Source organism: Crinalium epipsammum PCC 9333, from assembly GCF_000317495.1.
Lineage (GTDB): Bacteria > Cyanobacteriota > Cyanobacteriia > Cyanobacteriales > PCC-9333 > Crinalium > Crinalium epipsammum.
Genome location: NC_019753.1, coordinates 1605436 through 1629267, shown reverse-complemented (window position 1 = coordinate 1629267; position 23832 = coordinate 1605436). Strand labels below are relative to the sequence as shown.

The window sequence follows — 23832 nt, the reverse complement described above, 5'->3', positions numbered from 1 at the left end:
TCCTAATTCGGATTATCCACCTGATCTTCCAAGTTCACAAGTGCAGATTTTAAACATAGACGAACAGCTTTCCAATTACGCTCTGATAGATGCCCAATCACTATCAAATTATTTGAGCGCGGTATAGTAACAATGAAACTGCGAAAAATAGACGCAACTCGTAAACCTGCGTCTGCCCAATCCTGAAGTGTATAGTCAGTAGCACCTAAAGTAGTTGTTTTAGTAGTTATCAATCCCACTATTACATCAGGACGGATGGCATGATAAGTATTTGATGATAGAACTACCGCAGGGCGACGTTTAACACCAGTAACGCCTGGAAAATCTACCGTAACAACATCACCAGGATTGAATATCACTTACCTAGCTCCTCACTTTCAGGTAAAAGTGTAGCTCCGTACTGCAATGAGAAGTTGGTAATATCAATTTGATCTTCTTCTGTCCAGGTATCACTATAATCAACGACAGTTTGATTGTGTTCAACTAACTCATTGAGGATCAAAGTTGCTAAACGTAACCGCTCAATCGGTGGCAAAGTTAGAAGAATTTTTGTGTATATTTCTTGAGCAGTCGTCAACATATTAAACTATCCTGATTTTAATTAAATTTTTTCACGCTACACCATGACCGCTTCTGGAATCGCACCTTGCATTTTGCCTAACCAATCAATTAAGCTTTCTAACTGCTTATCAGCTTTAAGTACTGCTAAACCACGTATTGTTACCTTACCTTTAGAGTAAACAAAACGCGATCGCAGATGATCTGGTAAGTTAGCAGAAATTAAATTCCAAGCAGGTTCCTCCATTGGAGTTTCTAAAACAATATGTTGCTTGGCTTCCGGTTTGATCCGACTAAAACCGAGTTGTTTAGCAACTTGTTTTAATTCCATAACACATAATAATTGTTTAGCAGCTTTGGGAATTTCACCATAGCGATCGCTCCATTCTGCTGCAATATTATTTAACTCTTCTTTACTATTAGCAGAAGCAACAGCACGATATGCACTCATCTTTTGCTCTAAATCTTGGATGTAGTCAGCAGGAATTAATGCAGTAAGTTGTAAATCAATCTGCGTATCATCAACTTTAGGAATTTCCTGTCCGCGAATTTCACGGATAGATTCTTCCAACATTTCCATATATAAATCGAAACCGATCGCATCCATTTGTCCCGACTGTTCCGCACCTAATAAGTTACCAACACCGCGAATTTCCATATCCCGTGTTGCTAACTGATAACCTGAACCTAACTGGGTAAATTCTTGAATAGCTCTTAAACGTTGCCTTGCAGCATCAGTTAATTTACTTTGTTTAGGATAAAATAACCATGCGTGTGCTTGAATACCTGCGCGTCCCACACGCCCCCGCAATTGATATAACTGAGATAATCCAAATTTATGAGCATCTTCAATTAGAATTGTATTAACTCTGGGAATATCTAATCCCGATTCAATAATAGTAGTGCAAAGAAGAATATCTGCTTCCCCTGAACTAAAAGCTAACATGGTTGCTTCTAATTCTGATTCATCCATTTGACCATGTGCGATCGCTAATCTACATCCTGGGATCATTTCCCGCACTTTAGCGCCAGTTTCTTCAATTCCTTCTATTCGCGGTACAACATAAAATACCTGTCCACCACGATCTAATTCTTGACGAATTGCAGTTCTAATGGCTTCAGGATCGAAAGAAGAAAGATGAGTTTTAATCGGGCGACGGGATGGCGGTGGAGTAGTAATTAAACTCATTTCTCTAATCCCCGATAAGGACATATAAAGAGTTCGCGGAATAGGCGTAGCACTCAGAGTAAGAACATCTACCTGAGTTTTTAAGGATTTAATCTTTTCCTTTTGATTAACACCAAATCGCTGTTCTTCATCTACTACCAACAAACCTAAATCTTTGACTTTAATTTCCTTACTTAACAACTGATGAGTACCAACAACTATATCTAATTCACCAGTAGCTAATCTTTGGATAATATTACGGCGTTCTTCAGCAGAACGGAAACGATTAAGTAAACCAACATTAACCGGATAAGGTGCAAACCTTTCTTTAAGAGTGTGATAATGTTGCTGTGTTAAAATAGTAGTTGGTGCTAAAAATACTACCTGTTTACCAGCAGTAACAGCTTTAAAAATAGCGCGAATTGCTACTTCTGTTTTACCAAAACCAACATCACCACAGACTAAACGATCCATTGGGCGATCGCTTTCCATATCCCGTTTCACATCTTGAGTCGCCTTTAACTGATCCGGCGTTGGTTGATAAGGGAAAGAATCTTCTAATTCCTCTTGCCAAGGTGAATCAGGCGGGTAAGTAAAACCTGTTTGTTGCGATCGCTTGGCATACAAATTCAGCAAATCGACCGCTAACTTCTTAATCGCCTTACGGACTTTACCCTTAGTTTTTTCCCAAGCTTTACCAGACATCTTATGAAGTGCTGGTGCTTGATCAGCCGTATGACGAAATCGAGATAAAGAACCAACCTGATCCGCAGCTACCCGTAATAAACCATCAGCATATTGAATAACTAAATAATCACGAGTTTCATGGTTAAGGGTTAAACTTTCTAACTTCAGAAACTTACCAAGCCCATGATTACGGTGAACGACATAATCACCAGCTTCTAACTTATTCGGGTCAACTTGTTTAGAAGCAGCGCGACGACGCTTGCGAATATAACTGGGAGTTGCTAAAGAATGCTGCCCAAAAAATTCTTTATCTGTAATTACAACTAATCTAAAAGTAGGCAGAATAAACCCTTCTAATTCTGCCAAACCCGAATATTTTACAGCTACAGGCGTATGTTGAATTTGTAACTTATCAATAGCTGGATAATCACGGGGGTTAGGAACAAACTGCGCCGGACAATCATGTTCTTGCAGCAAGGAGACAGATCGCGAAGGTTGTGCCGAAACAATCCAAACTCCGAAACGGCGATCGCGTTCCTTTCTCAAAACGTCTGCTATCTTGGCAAATTGATGGGGAGTTGTAGGCAGTGGACGACTAGCCAAATTAATCCCATTATTTTCATCAATCAACTCCGACAAATAAAGATGCTTAAACTTAGCTGTTATTTCCCCAATAGATTCATCAAAACTACGATGCAATCTGCGTAAATCTGATTGCTGACTGCTGATAGCTGATAGCTGTTCATCCGCGTGTTCCACCCAGCGATCGCTATGAGCGCGACACTGGTCATCTTCATCAATAGCAACTAAAGTATTCTCAGGCAAATAATCCAACAAGGAAGCAACATTTTCAAACGCCTTCCCTAAAAGCCTCCTAACACTTTCTTCCTCTGTTGTTTCTTGCGAGTTCGTTTTATTTAAAACTTCAGTAACAATCGAGCGAAAATCAGTTGGAGTCAAAAGTAAATGCTTAATCTGATCCAAAGATCTTTGAGTACCTGGATCAAACTCCCGCATTTGATCCAACTCATCGCCAAACCATTCCAACCGTACTGGAAGTTCAGCCGACACCGGAAACACATCAATAATATCTCCGCGCCGACTCCATTGCCCCTCCATTTCCACCAGAGGAACGCGATCGTAGCCTAGTTGCGCTAACTTTTGACTAAAAACGCCTAATTCCCAAGTTTCCCCTTGGTTAAGCCTCAAACAGAACGGGCTAAAAGCATCGGGAGGAGGCAAATGAGGCTGAAGCGATCGCTCCGTAGCGACTATTGCCCATTTACCGGATTTGTTGCCATTTCCATTAGCAACCGATGACCCATGACCGATGACCAAATCCGCCAATACCTGCATTTGTCCCCAAGTCATCTCCGACTCAGGATCAAAGGGTTCATAAGGTGACGCTTCCGAAGTTGGGTAAAAGTGTACCGTCTGCCAACCCATAGCTTCTAATTGCGCTGCCCAACGTCCAGCTTCTTCTAGGGTTGCCGTCACCACAAACAAATTTTTTTCCTCTGTTTGTGCGATCGCAGACGCTACTAACCCTTTAGGCAAGCGGGGAACGCCAGTTAGTCGCACAAATTGCTGGCGATCCAGCTTAGAGAGGAATTCACTGGTGAGAGGCGATCGCCCCAAGGCACGAATAATAGAAGAGAATGCCATGAACAAACAAAACTGGTTAACGGATAGCTGCTTATCTTCACTATTCTAGATGGCTTTCCTTGGCAGTATGCGCTACTACTCCCTTCCCACTAAAAGATTACTCTGATCATATTCTTCTTCTTCCTTGGCGTTCTTTGCGTCTTGGCGGTTTTTCAAATAGGTATTTTTTGGGCGGGAAGGGAGTAGCTGATGGTGATCCTACTGCAAGGGATTACTAGACCTCTCATGCTTAGTCAGATTTTAGATAATTAACCACAGATATCCACAGATGCACACAGATGAACACAGATGTAAGAAGTGATTAACGCTAATCTGGAAAGATAGCGAATCGCTTTTTCCTTAATCGGTTCAGGCGATACCTCTACTCTTACAAAATATCTACCCTATAATGAAGTTTCATTCCCTGTTTGATTCAGATAATAACGGTCACAAGTCTTTTGAGTTACCAGGCGCACACCCTCACTACAACCCAGATCGCCCTGGACAAGTAGAACATATTTTTCTAGATTTAATCCTCAATATCCCTCAGCAAAGCTTTCACGGGACTTGCACTATTAGTTTAACTCCCGTGCGTAGTGGCATTAACCAGTTGACGCTAGATGCTGTCAATCTCAACATTGAGTCAGTTCAGGTTGATGAAACTGCACAAACGTTTGATTATGATGGCGAACAGCTACACATTTATCTGCAAACGCCAACTCAAGCTGGAAAAGTTATAAAAATTGCGATCGCCTATTCTGTAGAAAAACCCCAACGCGGTCTCTATTTCATCCTCCCAGATAACAACTACCCCAACAAACCCACCCAAGTTTGGACGCAAGGCGAAGATGAAGACTCTCGTTTCTGGTTCCCCTGTTTCGACTACCCTGGACAGTTAGCAACCTCAGAAATTAGGGTGCAAGTTCCTCAAAAATTCATCGCTATTTCTAATGGGGAATTAATTAATACAGAAGAAGCTGGTGAAAATAAAATTTACCACTGGTCACAGCAACAAGTACACCCAACTTACTTAATGACATTAGCAGTGGGTGACTTTGCTGAAATTAAAGATGAGTGGCAAGGCAGACCCGTCACTTATTATGTAGAGAAAACTCGTGAGGAAGATGCCCGCCGTAGCATGGGCAAAACTCCCCGCATGATTGAGTTTTTCAGTGAAAAATATGGCTACTCTTATCCTTATCCAAAATACGCGCAAGTATGCGTGGATGATTTCATCTTTGGAGGAATGGAAAATACTTCCACCACTTTATTAACAGATAGATGCTTACTAGATGAACGCGCAGCATTAGATAATCGTGGTACAGAAAGCTTAGTTGCCCATGAACTCGCTCATCAATGGTTTGGGGATTTAGTAGTAATTAAACACTGGTCACACGCTTGGATTAAAGAAGGAATGGCTTCTTATTCTGAGGTAATGTGGACAGATCAAGAATATGGCAAAGATGATGCTGCGTACTACATCCTAAATGAAGCACGTAGTTATTTAGCAGAAGATGCTTCTCGCTATCGTCGTCCAATTGTTACTCATGTTTATCGAGAAGCAATTGAATTATACGATCGCCACCTCTACGAAAAAGGCGCTTGTGTATATCACATGATTCGCGCCGAGTTGGGTGATGAATTATTCTGGAAAGCAATTCATACATTTGTGCAGGATAACGCCCATAAAACAGTAGAAACAATTGACTTATTAAGAGCAATTGAAAAAGCTACCGGACGCAACTTGCTATTCTTATTCGATCAATACGTTTATCGAGGTGGTCATCCAGATTTCCAAGTTGCTTATTCGTGGGATGGAGATAGTAAATTAGCCAAAGTAACTGTCACCCAAACTCAAGCAAAAGCAGATACAAATGGTAGCAAAGATCTATTTGATCTAAAAATACCTATCGGCTTTGGTTATAGTCAGCCAGAGTCAAACACTCAAGCCAAAACTTTTAAAGTACGAATCAACCAGCGAGAACAAAGTTTTTACTTCCCATTAGAAGAAAAACCACAATTTGTCAGCTTTGACGTTGATAATTATACCTTAAAAACTGTCTCATTAGAATACCCGCTTCCAGAACTTAAAGCCCAACTTAAATACGACCCCGATCCTGTTTCTCGCATCTATGCGGCTGAAGCAATAGCTAAAAAAGGCGGATTAGAAGCCATAAAAGCATTATCTGAAGCTCTCCAGCAAGATTCATTCTGGGGAGTTCGGGCGGAAGTTACAAAACTACTAGCTTCAATAAAACTAGATCAAGTTTTTGAGAGTTTGGTTGTAGGTTTAAAAGATGAAAATCCTTTAGTGCGTAGAGCAGTAGTTGATGCTTTAAGTAATATCAAAACCCTAGAAAGTTACAATGCGCTCAAACAAATTGTACAAAATGGTGATGCTAGTTACTATGTTGAGTCAATGGCAACTAAAGCCTTAGGCGGTATGGTATCCGCTAATCTCCAATATCAGCAAGATGAGACTATTGAAATATTGACTCATGTTTTGAGGGAAAAAACTGGTTGGAATGAAGTTGTGCGTACAGGTGCGATCGCAGGTTTAAGCCAACTAAAAACTTCTGATATTGCACTAAGTACAATTCTTGAGTATACCACCCCAGGTATCCCCCAATCCTTGCGACTTTCAGCTATTCGCGCACTGGGTAGCATTTCTACAGGTCAAACCCCTAATAACGTTGAATGGATTTTAGAGCAACTAGAAGAATTTTCTAAAGAAAGCTTCTTTTTAACTCAAGTTTCAGTTGCAGTGGCGCTAGGACAAATGGAGACAATTAAAGCTATAGGAATATTGCAATCTCTAGCCGATCAAACTCCTGATGGACGAGTGCGCCGCATGGCAGAAGAAGCCATTTCTACCGTACAGAAAAAAGCTGGTTCCGATCAAGCAGTTAAACAAATGCGGGAAGAATTAGATTTACTGAAAAAAGAAAATCAGGAACTCAGAAGTCGTCTAGAAAACTTAGAAGCCAAAGCGCAAGTAGTTAGCAATAACTAATCTAAAACCACATACCCAGAACTCCCCTGCCTACGGAGGGGGAGTTCTAATATAAAATTTGCTAACATAAAAAAGCATCCATAAATTCCCTGACTATAACAGGGTAGAAATAACACTAATTATGAATAATCGTCAAAACTTAATTGATGCTGTCCAAGAACTTCCAGTTGAACTTTTACCTGAATTAACTAGCTTTATAGACTATCTTAACTTCAAGGCGAAAGGGAATAATTTATTAAATCAACCCGATAGCTCTCAAGGTAATAGCTCATCTTTTCTACTAGCAATAGCTGGGTTAGGTGAAGCCGAAGAAGATTTATCAGAACGAGATGAAGAAATTTTATCCCAAGAAATAGACCCGATTCGTGGTTGGACTCTTCAGCGAGATGAATGAATATGGCTGCAATTTTAGATACTAGCTTTTTAATAGCAACATTTAACAACAAAGACAAAAATCATGCTAGTGTAATTAAAGTTGCTCGTGAGTTAAATGAATCTTTAGTATTACCAATTTCTGTTTTACCAGAAGTATGCTATTTAATTGCTTCCCGAATGGGACATTTTTATATGCGTCGTTTTTTAACCCAACTTGCAGCTAGTAACACCATTCTAGAGGCAATAACTCTAACTGATTTACAGAGAGTTGCAGAAATTTTAGAAGAATATGCTGATAGCCAGTTAGATTTTGTTGATGCTACGATTGTAGCTATAGCAGAAAGACTAAATATAAATAAAGTTCTAACTTTGGATAGACGCGACTTCAGCATCATTCGCCCGCGACACTGCTCTTATTTCGATATCCTTCCTTAATCAATTCTAACTTTTGCCTACATCTGGGTTAAAAGAATCTTTGTGCCTAAACTTCTGTTTTAGTGATAGGGCTAGGCATTTAAAATATAAGTAATTTGTCTACCAGATAACTTTTCACTAAATACCTAGCCGCTATTAATTGTCCGAGGCTACCCTTCAATGGCTACAATCGCTCAACCTTCTTGCTTTAATGATTCCATATCGAGTACAAAACGATATTTCACATCACTTTTAAGCATCCGCTCGTAAGCCTCATTAATCTTTTGAATCGGAATTAATTCAATGTCCGAAACAATATTATGTTCAGCGCAGAAGTCGAGCATTTCCTGCGTCTCTTTAATTCCCCCAATTAACGAACCGACAAGCTGACGGCGCTTAAAAATCAGATTTTCAATACTTGGCGAGGGATGCGGGGTACCAGGTACTCCTACTAAACACATTATGCCGTCGCGCTTGAGCAATTCGGTGTATGCGTCTAAGTTATGCGGTGCTGCTACTGTATTCAAAATGAAGTTAAAACTATTGAGGTGCTGCTTCATCTCTTCCTCATTTTTTGACACTACCACCTCATCAGCACCAAGGCGCAAAGCATCCTCTTTTTTGTCTGCTGATGTCGTGAATAACACCGTATGAGCGCCAAAGGCATGAGCAAACTTCACCCCCATGTGTCCTAAGCCACCTAAGCCGACGATGCCAACTTTGTCACCCTTTTTCACCTGCCAGTGGCGTAGGGGGGAGTAGGTGGTAATACCCGCGCACAGTAGGGGCGCAACGCCAGCAAGCTCAAGCTTGTCAGATACGCGAAGTACATAGTTCTCGTCTACGACAATTTGGTTAGAGTAACCGCCGTAGGTGGTTTTTCCAGTTTGCTTTTCTGGACTGTTGTAGGTAAAAATACTTCCGTTCTCGCAGAACTGCTCAACCCCCTCACGGCAGCTAGGACAAGTACGGCACGAATCGACCATACAGCCAACACCAGCAAGGTCGCCAACTTGGAAGGTTTTTACCTCATTACCAACCTTGGTTACACGCCCAACAATTTCATGTCCAGGTACGACGGGGTAAGTTGTATTTTTCCACTCGTTACGGACTGTGTGTAAGTCAGAGTGACACACTCCACAGTAGAGAATTTCGATTTGCACGTCCTGTGCGCCTGGTTCTCGTCGCTCAAAGCTGAACAAACCCAACGGCGCGGTGGCACTTTGAGCAGCGTATCCAACAGTTTTAATCACAGATTTATCTCCTTTGAATATTTAACATTGACGGGTTTATAAAGTTTTTGATGATCTAAAAACTGTTGTGCAAATTTACAGATGTCCTATCAAGAGCAAACAAAACTCCCCTGCTTACAGACGGGGAGTGGTTAAACCAATACTACCTATGTCAACCACTTGCGAAACATAAACCAAAGTGGTAAATGCTAGAAAGTTTGTAGTTTTATATACTATATTTAAGAAAAGAAAAGAAAGTGACCAGCCGAGTCAGGAAAGATTTATCAAGGACTACCCGCAAATAGCTATCTGTAAACAAGCCAATATCAGGTAATGTTTCTTGCCCTTGAACGACTAGCTGATTACTTTACAAAAGTTAATAATTTGAGAGGCAAAGAAACAGCGTGAGTCAGCATCAACTTGCTCAGTTGAGGCGCTATGAGCCAGAAGCGATCGCCCAATACTATCGCTCTCGTCCTTGGCTAGCTATCTGGCGTACCCTTGTTATAATCGGATCTTTTGCTGGGTTTATTCTAGGCTTACAGTGGGATAAGTGGAGTAATCAAGTTGAGCAGAATAAGTATCAACGGGCTACTCAACTGCGAGAACTGCTAACTAAACTTGGCGCTACATTTATTAAAGTTGGTCAAGCACTCTCAACACGCCCCGACCTAGTACGCAAAGATTTTCTAGAAGAACTGGTTAAATTACAAGACGAACTACCGCCTTATGATAATGCGATCGCCTTAAATATTATTGAAACTCAGCTAGGACGCACTATAGCAGAAGCATATCAAGAAATTTCTCCTCTACCTGTTGCAGCAGCTAGTCTTGGTCAAGTTTATAAAGCACGTCTGCACACTGGGGAAGAAGTAGCAGTTAAAGTACAGCGACCTAATTTATTACCAACTTTAACACTTGACCTTTACTTAATGCGCTGGGCTGCTAAATTGTTAGCCCCTTGGCTACCTTTAAATCTCGGTCACGACTTGAGTTTAATTGTAGATGAATTTGGTGTCAAATTATTTGAAGAAATTGATTACCTTAATGAAGGTCGCAACGCCGAAAAATTTGCTACGAATTTCCGCGACGACCCCACAGTTAAAGTTCCGGCTATCTATTGGCGCTATAGTAGCAACCGTGTCCTGACATTAGAGTGGATTAACGGGTTTAAATTAACAGATACCGATCGCATTAAAGCCGCAGGTTTAGACACCGATGCGTTAGTCAGAATTGGCGTAAACTCTGGGTTACGCCAGTTATTGGAACATGGCTTTTTCCATGCTGATCCACATCCAGGTAACTTATTTGCTACCCTCGATGGTCGCATGGCTTATATCGACTTCGGTATGATGGATCAGTTAAATCAAGATACCAAAGAAACCTTAGTCACTTCAGTAGTTCATTTAATTAATAAAGACTACATTGACTTGGCTGGTGACTTTGTGAAACTCGGCTTTCTGACACCAGATACCGATATTATGCCCATTGTTCCAGCATTAGAACAAGTATTGGGTGATGCGATTGGCGAAAGTGTTGGAAGCTTTAATTTTAAGACAATTACAGATAAGTTCTCGGATTTGATGTATGACTATCCCTTCCGAGTTCCTGCTAAGTTTGCCTTAATTATTCGTTCCTTGGTAACTCAGGAAGGTTTAGCACTCACCATCAATCCTAATTTTAAGATTGTAGAAGTTGCTTATCCTTATGTAGCAAAGCGTTTACTAACTGGAGAAACACCAGAATTACGGATGCGCTTAATTGAAGTGTTGTTCAAGAATGGTAAATTCCAGTGGCAACGACTAGAAAACATGATTGCGATCGCACGTTCCGATGGTAACTTTGACTTACTACCCACAGCACAACTAGGTTTACAGTTTCTTTTATCCAATGAAGGTCAATTTCTGCGTAATCAGCTAGTTATAGCTTTAACACAAGATGACCGTCTACATACTGAGGAAGTAAAACGCCTCTGGAACCTAGTCAAAGATGAATTGAAACCTGCACGGCTGTTTAACGTGGCATTAGGTGCGTTAACAGAATTTTCTAGTGTAGGCGCTTCTACTGCAATACCTACAACCGCAGCGACTAACAAGCCTTTTAGCAGTAAGCAATAAACATTTATAAGCTGCTCAATCGTATATACTTAACAATCCCACAAGTTTCTACCTGTGGGTTTTTTGTTCACTTTTCTGTAAGATCTGCCAGTATCTGATTAATAGGAGTTATTAGTGTACTACTTACCTGAGCCGCCATATTTTTTAATCGTTGTTGGTTTGTTTGCTGGGATGACCTCTGGAATTGCCTTTGAAGCAACTTTAAAACAAAAAGTAGGAGAGTGGTCAAAAAATCGTTCTACCCGCACTTTAGCAGAAATGAAAGGCTCACAATTACAATTGCCATTTCTGGGTATGGTAGGCGGAGTTGCTATATTTCTTTCGGCTGGTTTAGAAGTTTTTGGTTTTCCTAGCTGGCTGTCTTATGTGATTTCAATACCACTGACAATTTTTATTGGCTTATTGATTTGGTGGCAACTTCGTAATGTTTTAGGTCAGCTAGAACGTGGTGGTTCAAAAGCTTTGGATTTGGATATGTTTACTTGAGTTGTTGTTAAAATTAGGGATCTTTTTTAACGCAAAAAATCGCTAAGGTGGCGCAGAGGGACGCAAAGGTTCCTCTAGCGTTTTTGCGTTTTACAATAATTTAAGGTTGAGTAGGGTTAAATATTGCTTCTTCAAGGCTGTGAAGGGCTGTATCAAAATCATCATTGATAATTTGGAGATCGAATTCATCAGCAGCAGCAATTTCAGTTTTAGCATGGCTGAGACGTTTTGCGATCGCGTCTTCCGCATCTTGACCTCGACCGCGCATCCGTTTTTCTAGTTCAGCAAAAGAAGGCGGCGAAATAAATATCTTTAGTGCAGAGGGGAAAGATTTGGCTATTTGCCTTGCCCCTTCTAATTCAATTTCTAAAATTACCCACTTGCCTTGTTGGATTTTTTCTTCTACCTGTTGGCGAGGAGTTCCGTAATAATTACCAGCATACTCAGCCCACTCCAAGAGTTCATCTGCCTTGAGCATCTGTTCAAATTCTGGACGGCTGACAAAGTAGTAGTTTTTACCGTTAATTTCCTTGGGACGAGGGGCGCGAGTTGTAGCAGATACAGATAAGTATAGTTCTGGATGACTCTGCATTAGCGATCGCAGTAAGGTTCCTTTGCCCACACCACTCGGTCCTGTTAAAACAATCAGTCTTCCTTCTACCTTCTGCTCATTCATTCGATTAATCTCATCAGTGCTAATCATCGTTAGCTATTGCTAACATGACCATCTTTACCAATAACAAAGCGATGAGCAACCGTTTCTGGCTGAATCGCAGACAAAATTACATGGCTAGAGTCGGTAATAATCACTGCTCTAGTACGCCGTCCATAAGTAGCATCAATTAATTGCCCTCTATCTTTTGCATCAGTAATGATGCGTTTAATCGGTGCTGACTCTGGACTAACAATTGCCACAACTCGGTTTGCAGAGACAATGTTACCAAAACCAATATTAATCAATTGGATATCCATGACAAATTAAGGGTATAGCAGAATTTTTAGCTTATTAGCGCTTAATTTCATGTTATCTAGAAAAATTGGGACTAACAACGCTAAAATCACCCTAAATAACTTTTTTTAGGTCTTTTACGCGGATTTTCACGTTTTTCTGCCTTTCGGTATAACTCCAAAGATATAACTCGACCGATTGTGTCTATTTGCGGGTTTAAAATTAATAAGTAGATGGGCATAATTAAACTTAAAATTTAAGTCGCTTATGCTTAATTCTTAAAGGATAAATCGCTAAAAATGAAATTTAGCTAAATTTAGCAAAACAGGGAGTAAGGGTGCGAACTGACAAGTCAGCGCTTGCGAAGAACGCACGCCTCAAAGACTGCTAACCTACCCCATAGCAGAAATAGAATTGCTGCAATTTACCCTAACCTTATTGTAGGGTTGCGGATTCAGCTACACTGTGGAATGGTTAAGTCGGATAAATACTCGCAATGGAAATCGGTCAAAAAGTTAAAGTCTACCGCCTAAGAGATCGTGTATCTCCCGTAATCGCCAGCAAGCTCGGTAAAAGCGGCACTATTAAAGATTTCAGAATGACAGACGGCAGTGGTGTTGGCATCGTTGTCGAGTTTGATGATAAATCTTCTACCTGGTTTTTTGAAGACGAACTGAAAGTTGTAGAAAGCTAAAAATGGCCCTAATTCTTACATTCTTGGGCAAAGGCGGCACAGGTCGCACCACGATCGCGATCGCTGCCGCCAAAAAGCTGGCAAGCCTTGGTCAGCGAGTGCTACTGGCAGGACAAGACCCTGGCCCCACCTTGGGGCTATTATTGGGAACCTCCATCGGATCAGATCCTATGGAAATAGCACCCAATCTCCAGGTAGTACAGTTTCAAAGCACTGTACTACTAGAGCGTAATTGGGAAGAAGTTAAAAAACTCGAAGCTAAGTATTTGCGGACTCCCCTGCTGAATAACGTTTACGGTCAAGAACTCGGTGTCTTACCAGGAATGGACAGCGCACTTGCTCTCAATACTATTCGAGAGTACGAAGCTAGTGGCAAATATGATGTGATCATCTACGACGGTGATGGAGATCAAACCACGTTGCGGATGCTAGGTTTACCAGAAATCTTAAGCTGGTATATTCGTCGCTTCCGCAAAGTAGTAGAAGATTCCGATGTTTGGAAATCTGTCTCTCCGTTTATTCAACCTGTGAGCAGTGCTGTTTTGAACGTTAGCTGGACAGGAGACAATTTTGCCCAGCAACCTACCCAAGAGGTGAATAACTTACTAGAGCAAGGCAGAGCGGCGGTAGCTGATCCTAAGCGCATAGCAGCTTACCTAGTGAGTACTAATGATGCTGCGGCGATCGCAACTGCAAAATATCTTTGGGGTAGCGCACAACAAATTGGATTAACAGTGGGAGGTATCCTGCTGAACCAAGACTCAGTAACGGAAGCATTGACGACTGAATTTGATCCCTTATCAGTTAGCGTTATTCCTAGTTGCCAAAATCAAGATTGGCAACCCTTGATGGACGCATTACCAGATTTTAGTCTGGCATCCCAAGCTCCCAAACCAATCACTATTGACATTGCTGCGCGTCAGGTACGCTTGTATTTACCAGGTTTTGACAAAAAGCAGGTAAAACTAACTCAGTCTGGTCCCGAAGTCACGATTGAAGCAGGCGATCAAAGGCGCAATATTCTGTTGCCACCGCAACTCAGTGGTCAGTCAGTCAAAGGAGCTAAGTTCAATAATAGTTACTTAACTATTTCTTTTTAAAACGAGTGAGGGGTGAGCAGTAAAAGGTAAAGAGTTAAATTCAATTTATTTACTTGAAAACTCAAAACTTCTTGCTTTGATACCAATTTTATACTCCCCCTACTCTGTATGCCTAGCAAACATTTTTGAAATTGGTATTAATACCTAGTTTATGTCTAATCCTCCTTCGCCTCCTACTTCTGTAAACCCAGACGATCGCAATGCCAAAACTCGGCAAATGCTAGGCATGAAAGGTGCTGCCCCTGGTGAAAGCTCAATTTGGAAAATCCGCTTACAGCTAATGAAGCCGATTACTTGGATTCCTCTAATTTGGGGGGTAGTATGTGGCGCGGCTTCTTCTGGTGAATATAGTTGGACGCTGGAAAATGTCTTGAAAGCAGCGACCTGTATGTTAATGTCTGGTCCGTTGTTAACAGGTTATACTCAAACGATTAACGACTTCTACGATCGCGAAATTGACGCGATTAACGAACCTTATCGCCCCATTCCCTCTGGCGCAATTTCCATTCCCCAAGTTGTTACCCAATTTGTAGTGCTACTACTCGGTGGAATCGGTATTGCCTACACTCTTGATCAGTGGGCTGGTCATGATTTCCCAATAATTACCAGTCTATCTCTTGGCGGTTCTTTCTTAGCTTTTATATACTCTGCGCCACCACTAAAGCTCAAGCAAAATGGTTGGTTGGGTAACTACGCTTTAGGAGCTAGTTATATTAGCTTACCTTGGTGGGCTGGTCATGCTTTGTTCGGGCAACTTAACTGGACAATTGTAGTTCTGACGCTGTTTTACAGTCTGGCTGGCTTAGGAATTGCCGTAGTAAATGATTTTAAGAGTGTTGAAGGCGATCGCCAACTCGGTTTAAAGTCACTACCAGTTATGTTTGGTATAGACAAAGCTGCCTTGATTTGCGTTTTGATGATCGATATTTTTCAGCTTGGTATTGCTGGCTACTTAGTTAGCATTCATCAAAACCTTTACGCCGCAATTCTGGTGTTGTTAGTTATCCCTCAAATTACCTTCCAAGATATGTATTTCTTGCGTAATCCATTGGAAAATGACGTTAAATATCAAGCTAGCGCCCAACCGTTTTTAGTATTAGGAATGCTGGTTGCTGGTTTAGCTTTAGGTCATTCAGCAATCTAGGCAACAGATGTGGCAACGGATGATTTGATACTCCGATGTTTTTCTTATATCAAAGATGTAACGGATGGGTTATTGGTTAGGGAAGGATTTGGTTAGTTAGCGATTAAATCATCCGTTACATCATCCGTTGCCAGGATTTTTTATGTAAGTAGGTGGGCAGAAATAAACGTCTAACGGTTTTCCCATTTTTCATTTACCAGCCCTCAGTAAAGAGGGATAGCTAGTTACGTTTATTTTTACCCACAGATTTATTGCAAATGTTGCTGTACAACCGAAGCTAACTGTGAAGCCCAATATTGAGTTAGTTCTGCATCAGCAGCTTCTACCATTACGCGCACTAGGGGTTCTGTCCCAGATGCCCTCACTAAAATACGTCCTTGATCTCCCATTGCGGTTTCTGCTTGAGCGATCGCATTCATAATCCCATCACAATTCTTCCAGTTAATCCGGCGATCGCGATCTTCTACACGGACGTTTTTCAGTATCTGTGGATAAGTCTGGAAGCTTTGATCCACCATATCTGCTAAAGATAAACCAGTACTATGCACTGAAGCTGCTAAATGTAACGCCGTTAGCAAACCATCACCTGTAAAAGTGAAGTGTCTGCAAAGGATATGTCCGGATTGTTCGCCGCCTAGCATAGCACCAGTGCGTAACATTTCTGCCTGCACATATTGATCCCCTACAGCAGTTCTAACTAGCTTTCCTCCTAGTTGTTGCCAAGCACGCTCAAAGCCCAAATTTGCCATCACTGTAGCAATAATCAAATCTTCGGGTAACTGATTTTTCTCCCGTAAAGCTTTACCCCAGAAATAGAGAATGTAGTCACCATCAACTACTCTACCTTGGGCATCCATCGCCATCACTCGATCCGCATCGCCATCAAATGCAAAGCCTAAATCCGCCGAATGTTCTCGGATAGCTTGCTTTAATGCACCAAGATGGGTAGAGCCACAATTAACATTAATGCGATCGCCATCTGCTTGATCGTGTAAGCAAATTACCTCTGCACCCATTGCCGCAAATACTTGTGGCGCTAGTTTTACTGAAGCTCCCCAAGCCAAATCTAAAACAACCCGCATTCCTCGCAAGTCAACTTCTGGTAACGGGCGTTTCAATGAGTCAGCATAATCTGCAATTAACTCTGGTCTATGGTGGTGCTTACCCCAAACTCCAGTAAAACAAGTAATGCTATTAGTACCCCTTAAACCAGCTTCAATTTGCTGTTGTAAAGCTACAGATAGCTTCATGCCATCAGCACCAAAAAACTTGATGCCATTATCTTCTGGTGGGTTGTGACTAGCTGAAATCATCACACCGCCAATCGCATTAGTAACCCCAGTCAGATAGGCTACACAAGGAGTTGGGCATAACCCTAAATTCCAGACCTCTAGCCCAGCAGATGTCAACCCAGCAGATAATGCCATCGCTAACATATCACTAGAATTTCTCGAATCCTGCCCCAAAATTACTGGACCTGGTGTTGCTACAGACTGCCGTAAAACTTGACCTGCCCAAAAACCTACCTGTACTGCTAAATCAGCACACAACAAATCCCCTACTCTACTACGGATTCCATCCGTGCCGAACAAAGGAGTTGGCGGCAAAACAATTGTATTTAAACTAGAACTTATATTGGTCGCTTTGGCTGTTTGGGCAGATTCAAATATGTTCAATGTTGTTTCTGAAACACTAACTGGCTGAGTTTTAATAGGAGATGAAACCATAAATTAAAAAGACTCCACACACAACACACTACAGTGGACAATACCACCTTCGGGAATAGACCATAACCCCTCTTAGGATATGCCCTTCTTACTTAGCAATACCCCCTCTCGATCAAGAAGGAAATATATATTCTCTAAGCTGATAGTTTAACTAACCCAAGCTTCAAAATGCAGAACTGGATAAAAATTGTTCAGAGAATAATGATTATTAGAAAATATTAATAATTTATCTCAATTAAACGGCAGTTAAAACTGCCGTATCCCGTTGCATCGGAGATTTTAAGCTACTTAATGTTCGAGATGGTGTGATTTTTTAGATCAACAGACGATCGCAGATTATTCTTCATCGGTATCCTTATTGCCTGGAGATGACTTGAATAAAGCATCCAATTGTTCACGCGCATCTTCTACATTAATTGAACGCATGACTAATAGAGGTTCATTAATGATATTGCCTGTATCATCAAGCAATTCTGGATGTGGTACAGATCTAAATCTAGAAGCAGGGTATCCTGAGCCATCAACAGCCGCCGACATCCCCCGTGGTGAATAGCTGCGCTGAGAATCTCTACTCAATACTACTAAGCTACGAATTAAATTAGCGATCGCTATCACCGCCAGTACAGTAAAAGCCACAAGGTATAGTATATGTAACATCATATTTTCCTCCATGCGATTAGGTATTTGTTAGTTTTTACTACAGAAGTTGCATCAGCCTGATTTAATACTGAAACTTACTGTGATTATTAAAGGTTTTTGAATTTAAGCTTGACAATCCGTCCTAATAATGCTTCTAGTTAAATATTGCATTTGCCTGGGGTTACTGACGAGATTACCCTTAACTTAATTATTCCTTATTCTTGTATATTAAAGCCCTCTGTCACCCAAGCGACCCATGAGTGGTGCGCCACTGCATAGCTATCTGCCAACATTCAGTAACTAAATGATGCCAAGGCATGAGAGTAGCAGATTCAATGCCAACTTGACCATCTGTGGCTTGAAATAGCATTTGCGCGGTCTGAACCTCTTGCTGCGCTTGCTTTACCCGTGCTAAGAGATCAGATTGCTGTTCAGTGCTTAAAAAGGAAATTCGTTCAGTTTCTAAAAAAGAGCGCGATCGCCCAAACCAATATTGAAAATCCTCTAGCAGGGGTTTTAGTAAGGTTTTCAGCAATTCTTGTTCAGGAACAGGCGAATTTTCCATTTATCTTAAATTCAATCTTGATATATCTCCTTATCTTAACTTTTTTTACATTTCGTAATACTTTTTATAATAAATTTAATCAAATCTCCTCTATTGGGTATTTTGTTGGATAGGAAGTTCGCGCTCTTGATCGCGAGTAGTTCACAATAGAAAAACTAGATAATAATCCTGAAAGGTAAGACGCAGCCGATGTCCGCTTCAGAAGTTAAAGATTTGACCGAACAGCCACAGAAAATCAATCTGCCCCGCACCAGCGAATCTGAACAACTGCAAAAGATTCGCCACACAGCTAGTCATGTCATGGCGATGGCGGTGCAAAAGCTGTTTCCCAAAGCGCAAGTCACCATCGGCCCCTGGATTGATTATGGTTTTTATTATGACTTCGATCATCCAGAGCCTTTTACCGAGAAAGACTTGAAGGCAATCCAAAAAGAGATGATCAAAATCATCAACCGCAAACTGCCTGTTATTCGGGAAGAAGTCACCCGTGAGGAGGCAGAAAAGCGAATTAAGGAAATTAATGAGCCTTACAAACTAGAAATATTAGAAGGGTTATCTGAACCGATCACCATTTATCATCTGGGTGAGCAATGGTGGGATTTATGTGCTGGTCCCCATTTAGAAAATACTGGCAATTTGCACCCCAAAGCAATTGAACTAGAAAGTCTTGCGGGGGCTTATTGGCGTGGGGATGAAACAAAAGCGCAGTTACAGAGGATTTACGGTACAGCATGGGAAACGCCAGAACAATTAGCCGAATATAAGCGACGTAAAGAAGAAGCACTGAGACGTGACCATCGCCGTTTAGGAAAAGAACTAGGGTTATTTATCTTTACTGACTTGGTAGGACCTGGTTTGCCTTTGTGGACACCAAAGGGAACGGTGTTGCGCTCAACTTTGGAAGATTTTTTAAAGCAAGAACAACTCAAACGTGGGTATCAACCAGTAGTTACGCCTCACATTGCCAGAGTAGATTTATTTAAAACTTCTGGACACTGGCAGAAATATAAAGAGGATATGTTTCCTTTGATGGCTGAAAATGATGAAGCTGCTGCTTTAGAGCAAGGTTTTGTTATGAAGCCGATGAACTGTCCTTTCCATATCCAAATTTATAAAAATGAATTGCGTTCTTACCGCAATTTGCCGATGCGTTTGGCTGAATTTGGTACAGTTTACCGCTATGAGCAATCAGGAGAGTTAGGCGGACTAACGCGGGTGCGTGGCTTTACGGTGGATGATTCCCATTTATTTGTTACTCCAGAACAATTAGATGAGGAATTCCTTAATGTTGTAGATTTGATTCTGTCAGTGTTTAAGAGTTTACAACTGACGAATTTTAAAGCGCGTTTAAGTTTCCGCGATCCTAATTCTGATAAATATATTGGTTCTGATGAAGCTTGGGAAAAATCTCAAGGTGCAATCCGTCGCGCTGTAGAAAAACTAGGGATGGAGCATTTTGAGGGAATTGGTGAGGCGGCATTTTATGGTCCCAAATTAGATTTTATCTTCCGTGATGCTTTAGAGCGGGAGTGGCAATTAGGTACTGTGCAGGTAGATTACAATTTGCCAGAAAGATTTGATTTGGAATACGTTGCTGAGGATGGTACTCGTAAGCGTCCGGTAATGATTCACCGCGCTCCTTTTGGTTCTTTAGAACGGTTGATTGGGATTTTAATTGAGGAGTATGCTGGTGATTTTCCGTTGTGGGTAGCGCCTGTGCAAGCGAGGTTATTACCTGTAAGTAATGATTTTCTGCCGTTTGCTCAAGAAGTGGCTCAGAAGATGCAATTGCTAGGTATTCGCGCTGAGGCGGATGTTAGTAATGAGCGACTGGGTAAACTGATTCGCAATGCTGAGAAGGACAAAATTCCGGTAATGGGAGTTATAGGTGGGAAGGAAGTTGAGACGAATAGCGTTAGCATTCGGACTCGTGCTTCTGGAGAGTTGGGGAGTATACCTGTAGATGAGGTAATTGCCAGAATGAAGGATGCGATCGCGAATTACAATACTTTTTAAGCGCGATCGCATTTTTGAAGGGTAATCCTACTCCCTTTCCACTAAAAGATTACTGCTTGTATTCTTCTTCTTCCTTGGCGTTCTTTGCGTCTTGGCGGTTATAAAAATAGGTATTCTTTAGACGGGAAGGGAATAATTAGGAAAAAAGCTGAAATTGAAATTTCAGCTTTTCCCCTGATTTAAGCAGTTCATTTTATTTTACAACCCACTTCCACAGAGGATGGCTGCTTCCCTGCTGGCGTATTCTATATACTTGCTGTTCTAATCGTTGTCGTTCCTCCTGTGGCAATCCAAATAAAACATTACGAGTATGCCAAATTAAAACAGCCAGAGTCGTAGCAATACAAAGAGTTAAACCTAATGCAGGCAGAAAGTTAAATTCAATTCCGTATCGTACAGCCGCCCAAGTAAAATATTCTCGCATGAGACTAAGGGGATAGCGTAATCCCCACAAACTTACAGAACCGACACTTAGCCACAAGATACCAACAACTAACCACCTGCCATAGAAAGTTAGGCGGTATAACCTGTTGACTTGATCCTTAAATGTAGGATCAAAATCGGTCGGTTCTATTTCAGTTATTTCAGTGATTTGATCTTCAGGCTGTTCCATTCAACTGCGTTTTCCGCACTTTGCAATCGCTAACTTTTTATACCTCATCAGAAACTGGAGATTTTGTAATGGATTGGCGAGCATTGCCACTACGTTCTCTCCACCATGCTAATAACGTACTAGCAATGAAAATACTTGAATAAGCACCCGCACCAAATCCAATAATTAAAGCTAAAGCAAAATATTTTAGGGTTTCACCACCAAAAAAGAAGATCGATGCCAGCGTTAGCAATACAGTTAATGTTGTATTGATCGATCGCGTCAAGGTTTGATTAACTGCATCATCCACAACTTGGTTAATATGCTGCTCTGGATGTAGGCTAATCACTTCGCGCACTCGGTCATAAATAACCACTGTATCGTTAACTGAGAAGCCGATAATTGTTAAGATGGCAACAACAAATAAGCTATCTACTTCTACGCCTTGTACTAAGCCCAAAATTGAGAAAATTCCCAAAGTAATGAAGACATCGTGGAATAAAGCCACAAACGCGAAAAAAGCGTAGTCTAATTGGAAGCGAAAAGTGAGATAGATGAGGATACCAAGGAATGAGATGATGATCGCCAATAGCCCAGAAGTAAATAGCTGTTTACCCAAGGTTGGACCAACAGTATCATTCTGTGTTTTTTGAGGATCAAATACTCCAATTTTTTCTGTTAAAGCTTTTTCTAAATTCGTGCGTTCCTCAACATTTAAATTTTTTGTACGAATTGATATAGCTTTTTGATCTTGACCAACAACTTGGATAGTGCTGTTAGCTAAATCTTGGTCTGATAATACATCCCGTACTGAGGCGACATTAATAGGTTTGTCACAGTTACCAGGCTTGGAGCAATCTAATTCGTACTGTAAGCGTGTACCACCAACAAAATCCAAACTCGGACGCAAAGGCGCTCCTAGCTGTTGCCAGGAAATGAGCATTGAAATTAAACCACTAAGAATTATGGCGACAGAAATTGCCCACCACAAATTACGCTGTTTGATTACATTAAGTTTCATAAGTTGAAGCTGTTAGCTATTAGCTGTTAGCTTTTAGCAAAAACAAAAAACGGGATTAATTTGATTATCCAACTAATAGGGAATTTTCTTCAAAATCACGCCTTAGCAATCAGCGTTCAGCCATTAGCCTTCAATAAACCATTATTTCAAAGCAAGTTACTAATGTTTTATTTATTAAATAGCTAATAGCTAATCGCTAACTGAAGGATCGCTATTTTGCTGAAGCCGTTACACCAGGAGCAAATAGTTGGGGTTTTTGGCGCAATTCGGGAAAACCGAGTACTAGCAATAACATAAAAGTACGACTGCAAGTAAGTGCGGTAAACATACTTACTAACACTCCTAGTCCGAGTGTTAGTGCAAAGCCTTTTACTAAACCCGACCCTAGCCAAAATAGCGCCCCACAAGCAATAACTGTAGTAACGTTACCATCCAAAATGCTAGAAAAAGCTCGGAAAAAACCAGATTCAACAGAGCGATATAAAGTTTTTCCCGCTCTTAGTTCCTCGCGTGTGCGCTCAAATATCAGCACGTTGGCATCTACAGCCATACCAATACTGAGAATGAAACCAGCAATTCCAGGCAAGGTTAAGGTTACACCTAGTAGCGCAAACGCAGCTAATGTTAAGACTGAATAAATTATTAGTGCTACATCAGCTATCAAACCAGGTAGCCGATAGTATACACCCATGAACACCAGCACGAACAGTAGACCGCCCCCACCTGCATAGATGCTTCTTTGAATACTATCTCGCCCTAATGTGGCTCCTACAGTGCGGTTTTCAATAATTTCTACTGGTACAGGTAAAGCGCCGCCTCGCAGTTGCACTGCTAAGTCATTAGCAGTTTGGGTTGTAAAGTTACCTGTAATTACCGCAGCACCACCAGTAATGCCAGATTGAGCGAACTCAACACCAACAACAGGAGTACTAACGGGAGCTTCATCTAAGAAAATACCAATACTGCGCCCAGTACCAGCTAAATTTTTGGTCAGCTTGGCAAATAGTTCGCCACCTTCAGCGTCAAAGCGGATAGCTACATTCCAGTTTTGACCGTTTGGTAAAGGTTCAGGACGAGCATCTTTGAGGTTTTTTCCAGCTAAACCAGTTTTTGTAAAGAGTTTACCGATCGCTTCATTACTCTTGTTGAGAGATTCTTGATTTTTGGCGATCGCTTCTTTATCACCACTCTTTCTTAACTCTTCCTGCTTGGCTAAAAGCTGCTGCCTCACCTGTAATTCAATAGGCAACTGTGTCTCTGTTCCTGGCTTCTGTTCACGGAAATCTAGCTGTGCTGTGCCTCCCAGTACCCGTTCTGCTTGTTCTGGATCACTCACACCTGGTAATTGCACCACAATTTGGTCATTACCTACAGTTTGTACCAGTGGTTCAGAAACACCCAAACCATTAATCCGATTTTCTACTACCCTTAGAACTGCTTCTAAGTCCTCCGGTTTAATTTCTTTAACTTCTTGTGTAGTTTTTACCTGAATAGTTAGCTGTGAACCACCCTGAAGGTCTAACCCTAAGCGGATAGGCACACGCACCAGAACTGTGATTGCTGCAATCACTAGGACTAGAATCAGGGTTAATACTGAACGCTGTTTTTGCATCCCAACGACCCGCCGCGACAAATAGTTATGATAATCGGTTTTCTTAGCTTTTAACGGTCAGCTATCAGCCGTCAGCCGT

General features: G+C 41.3%; 21 protein-coding genes. 9 read left to right on the top strand and 12 right to left on the bottom strand.

Going from position 1 to position 23832, the window contains the following annotated elements:
• Nucleotides 1–2: 2 nt before the first annotated feature.
• The 3 genes from CRI9333_RS06925 to mfd are packed head-to-tail and all read right to left on the bottom strand — an operon-like array spanning nt 3 to nt 4078.
• Entirely contained in the window at nt 3–359 is a 357-nt protein-coding gene (locus CRI9333_RS06925) for a type II toxin-antitoxin system PemK/MazF family toxin (RefSeq protein ID WP_015202453.1), read from the bottom strand.
• Nucleotides 356–580: a hypothetical protein gene (locus CRI9333_RS06920; RefSeq protein WP_015202452.1), complete on the bottom strand. Its 225-nt coding sequence runs from the start codon at nt 578–580 to the stop codon at nt 356–358. Before CRI9333_RS06920 ends, CRI9333_RS06925 begins: the two co-directional genes overlap by 4 nt.
• A gap of 36 nt (nt 581–616) precedes the next feature.
• Nucleotides 617–4078 carry a transcription-repair coupling factor gene (gene mfd, locus CRI9333_RS06915; RefSeq protein ID WP_015202451.1) on the bottom strand — a complete coding sequence of 1154 codons (3462 nt, stop codon included), beginning with the start codon at nt 4076–4078 and terminating at the stop codon, nt 617–619.
• A 388-nt stretch (nt 4079–4466) separates the two neighbouring features.
• On the opposite strand from mfd, the gene CRI9333_RS06910 reads away from it, so the two are divergent.
• From CRI9333_RS06910 to CRI9333_RS06900, 3 genes are all read left to right on the top strand, one after another.
• Nucleotides 4467–7070, top strand: coding sequence for a M1 family metallopeptidase (locus CRI9333_RS06910; protein WP_015202450.1), 2604 nt, complete (start codon nt 4467–4469; stop codon nt 7068–7070).
• A 121-nt stretch (nt 7071–7191) separates the two neighbouring features.
• Nucleotides 7192–7464, top strand: coding sequence for a hypothetical protein (locus CRI9333_RS06905; protein WP_015202449.1), 273 nt, complete (start codon nt 7192–7194; stop codon nt 7462–7464).
• Between the two features lie 2 nt (nt 7465–7466).
• Nucleotides 7467–7880, top strand: a complete 414-nt coding sequence (locus CRI9333_RS06900) for a type II toxin-antitoxin system VapC family toxin (RefSeq protein ID WP_041225972.1) — start codon at nt 7467–7469, stop codon at nt 7878–7880.
• A 173-nt stretch (nt 7881–8053) separates the two neighbouring features.
• Here CRI9333_RS06900 and CRI9333_RS06895 read toward each other — a convergent pair whose 3' ends face one another.
• Nucleotides 8054–9112 carry an NAD(P)-dependent alcohol dehydrogenase gene (locus tag CRI9333_RS06895; RefSeq protein ID WP_015202447.1) on the bottom strand — a complete coding sequence of 353 codons (1059 nt, stop codon included), beginning with the start codon at nt 9110–9112 and terminating at the stop codon, nt 8054–8056.
• Between the two features lie 383 nt (nt 9113–9495).
• Here CRI9333_RS06895 and CRI9333_RS06890 point away from each other — a divergent pair, with 383 nt between their 5' ends.
• Nucleotides 9496–11208 (top strand): ABC1 kinase family protein, encoded by a 1713-nt coding sequence (locus CRI9333_RS06890; protein WP_015202446.1) that lies wholly within the window; start codon nt 9496–9498, stop codon nt 11206–11208.
• 114 nt (nt 11209–11322) lie between these two features.
• Nucleotides 11323–11694, top strand: coding sequence for a hypothetical protein (locus CRI9333_RS06885; RefSeq protein WP_015202445.1), 372 nt, complete (start codon nt 11323–11325; stop codon nt 11692–11694).
• Nucleotides 11695–11794: 100 nt separating this feature from the next.
• Here the strand turns inward: CRI9333_RS06885 and gmk are convergent, their stop codons facing one another.
• Together gmk and remA are read right to left on the bottom strand one after the other, a co-directional pair.
• The gene (gene gmk, locus CRI9333_RS06880; protein ID WP_015202444.1) at nt 11795–12397 is read right to left on the bottom strand and encodes a guanylate kinase; all 603 of its coding nucleotides are present in this window, start codon (nt 12395–12397) and stop codon (nt 11795–11797) included.
• A 2-nt stretch (nt 12398–12399) separates the two neighbouring features.
• Entirely contained in the window at nt 12400–12666 is a 267-nt protein-coding gene (gene remA / locus CRI9333_RS06875) for an extracellular matrix/biofilm regulator RemA (RefSeq protein ID WP_015202443.1), read from the bottom strand.
• 473 nt (nt 12667–13139) lie between these two features.
• Here remA and petP point away from each other — a divergent pair, with 473 nt between their 5' ends.
• The 3 genes from petP (at nt 13140) to chlG (ending at nt 15581) form a co-directional block, all read left to right on the top strand.
• Nucleotides 13140–13337 (top strand): cytochrome b6f subunit PetP, encoded by a 198-nt coding sequence (gene petP / locus CRI9333_RS06870; protein WP_015202441.1) that lies wholly within the window; start codon nt 13140–13142, stop codon nt 13335–13337.
• 2 nt (nt 13338–13339) lie between these two features.
• Nucleotides 13340–14437: a Get3/ArsA fold putative tail anchor-mediating ATPase NosAFP gene (locus CRI9333_RS06865; protein ID WP_015202440.1), complete on the top strand. Its 1098-nt coding sequence runs from the start codon at nt 13340–13342 to the stop codon at nt 14435–14437.
• A gap of 151 nt (nt 14438–14588) precedes the next feature.
• Nucleotides 14589–15581: a chlorophyll synthase ChlG gene (gene chlG, locus CRI9333_RS06860; RefSeq protein ID WP_015202439.1), complete on the top strand. Its 993-nt coding sequence runs from the start codon at nt 14589–14591 to the stop codon at nt 15579–15581.
• 248 nt (nt 15582–15829) lie between these two features.
• Here chlG and glmM read toward each other — a convergent pair whose 3' ends face one another.
• From glmM to CRI9333_RS06845, 3 genes are all read right to left on the bottom strand, one after another.
• The gene (gene glmM, locus CRI9333_RS06855) at nt 15830–17308 is read right to left on the bottom strand and encodes a phosphoglucosamine mutase (protein ID WP_015202438.1); all 1479 of its coding nucleotides are present in this window, start codon (nt 17306–17308) and stop codon (nt 15830–15832) included.
• Nucleotides 17309–17644: 336 nt separating this feature from the next.
• Nucleotides 17645–17965 (bottom strand): DUF2973 domain-containing protein, encoded by a 321-nt coding sequence (locus tag CRI9333_RS06850; protein ID WP_041225971.1) that lies wholly within the window; start codon nt 17963–17965, stop codon nt 17645–17647.
• A gap of 223 nt (nt 17966–18188) precedes the next feature.
• On the bottom strand, nt 18189–18512 hold the full coding sequence (locus tag CRI9333_RS06845; RefSeq protein WP_015202436.1) for a DUF2605 domain-containing protein: 324 nt from the start codon (nt 18510–18512) through the stop codon (nt 18189–18191).
• A 189-nt stretch (nt 18513–18701) separates the two neighbouring features.
• Here CRI9333_RS06845 and thrS point away from each other — a divergent pair, with 189 nt between their 5' ends.
• Nucleotides 18702–20528 (top strand): threonine--tRNA ligase, encoded by a 1827-nt coding sequence (gene thrS / locus CRI9333_RS06840; RefSeq protein WP_015202435.1) that lies wholly within the window; start codon nt 18702–18704, stop codon nt 20526–20528.
• Nucleotides 20529–20721: 193 nt separating this feature from the next.
• Here thrS and CRI9333_RS06835 read toward each other — a convergent pair whose 3' ends face one another.
• From CRI9333_RS06835 to secD, 3 genes are all read right to left on the bottom strand, one after another.
• The gene (locus CRI9333_RS06835; protein WP_015202434.1) at nt 20722–21141 is read right to left on the bottom strand and encodes a hypothetical protein; all 420 of its coding nucleotides are present in this window, start codon (nt 21139–21141) and stop codon (nt 20722–20724) included.
• Between the two features lie 37 nt (nt 21142–21178).
• Nucleotides 21179–22141 carry a protein translocase subunit SecF gene (secF, locus tag CRI9333_RS06830; protein WP_015202433.1) on the bottom strand — a complete coding sequence of 321 codons (963 nt, stop codon included), beginning with the start codon at nt 22139–22141 and terminating at the stop codon, nt 21179–21181.
• 211 nt (nt 22142–22352) lie between these two features.
• Nucleotides 22353–23753, bottom strand: a complete 1401-nt coding sequence (secD, locus tag CRI9333_RS06825) for a protein translocase subunit SecD (protein ID WP_015202432.1) — start codon at nt 23751–23753, stop codon at nt 22353–22355.
• Nucleotides 23754–23832 lie beyond the last annotated feature (79 nt).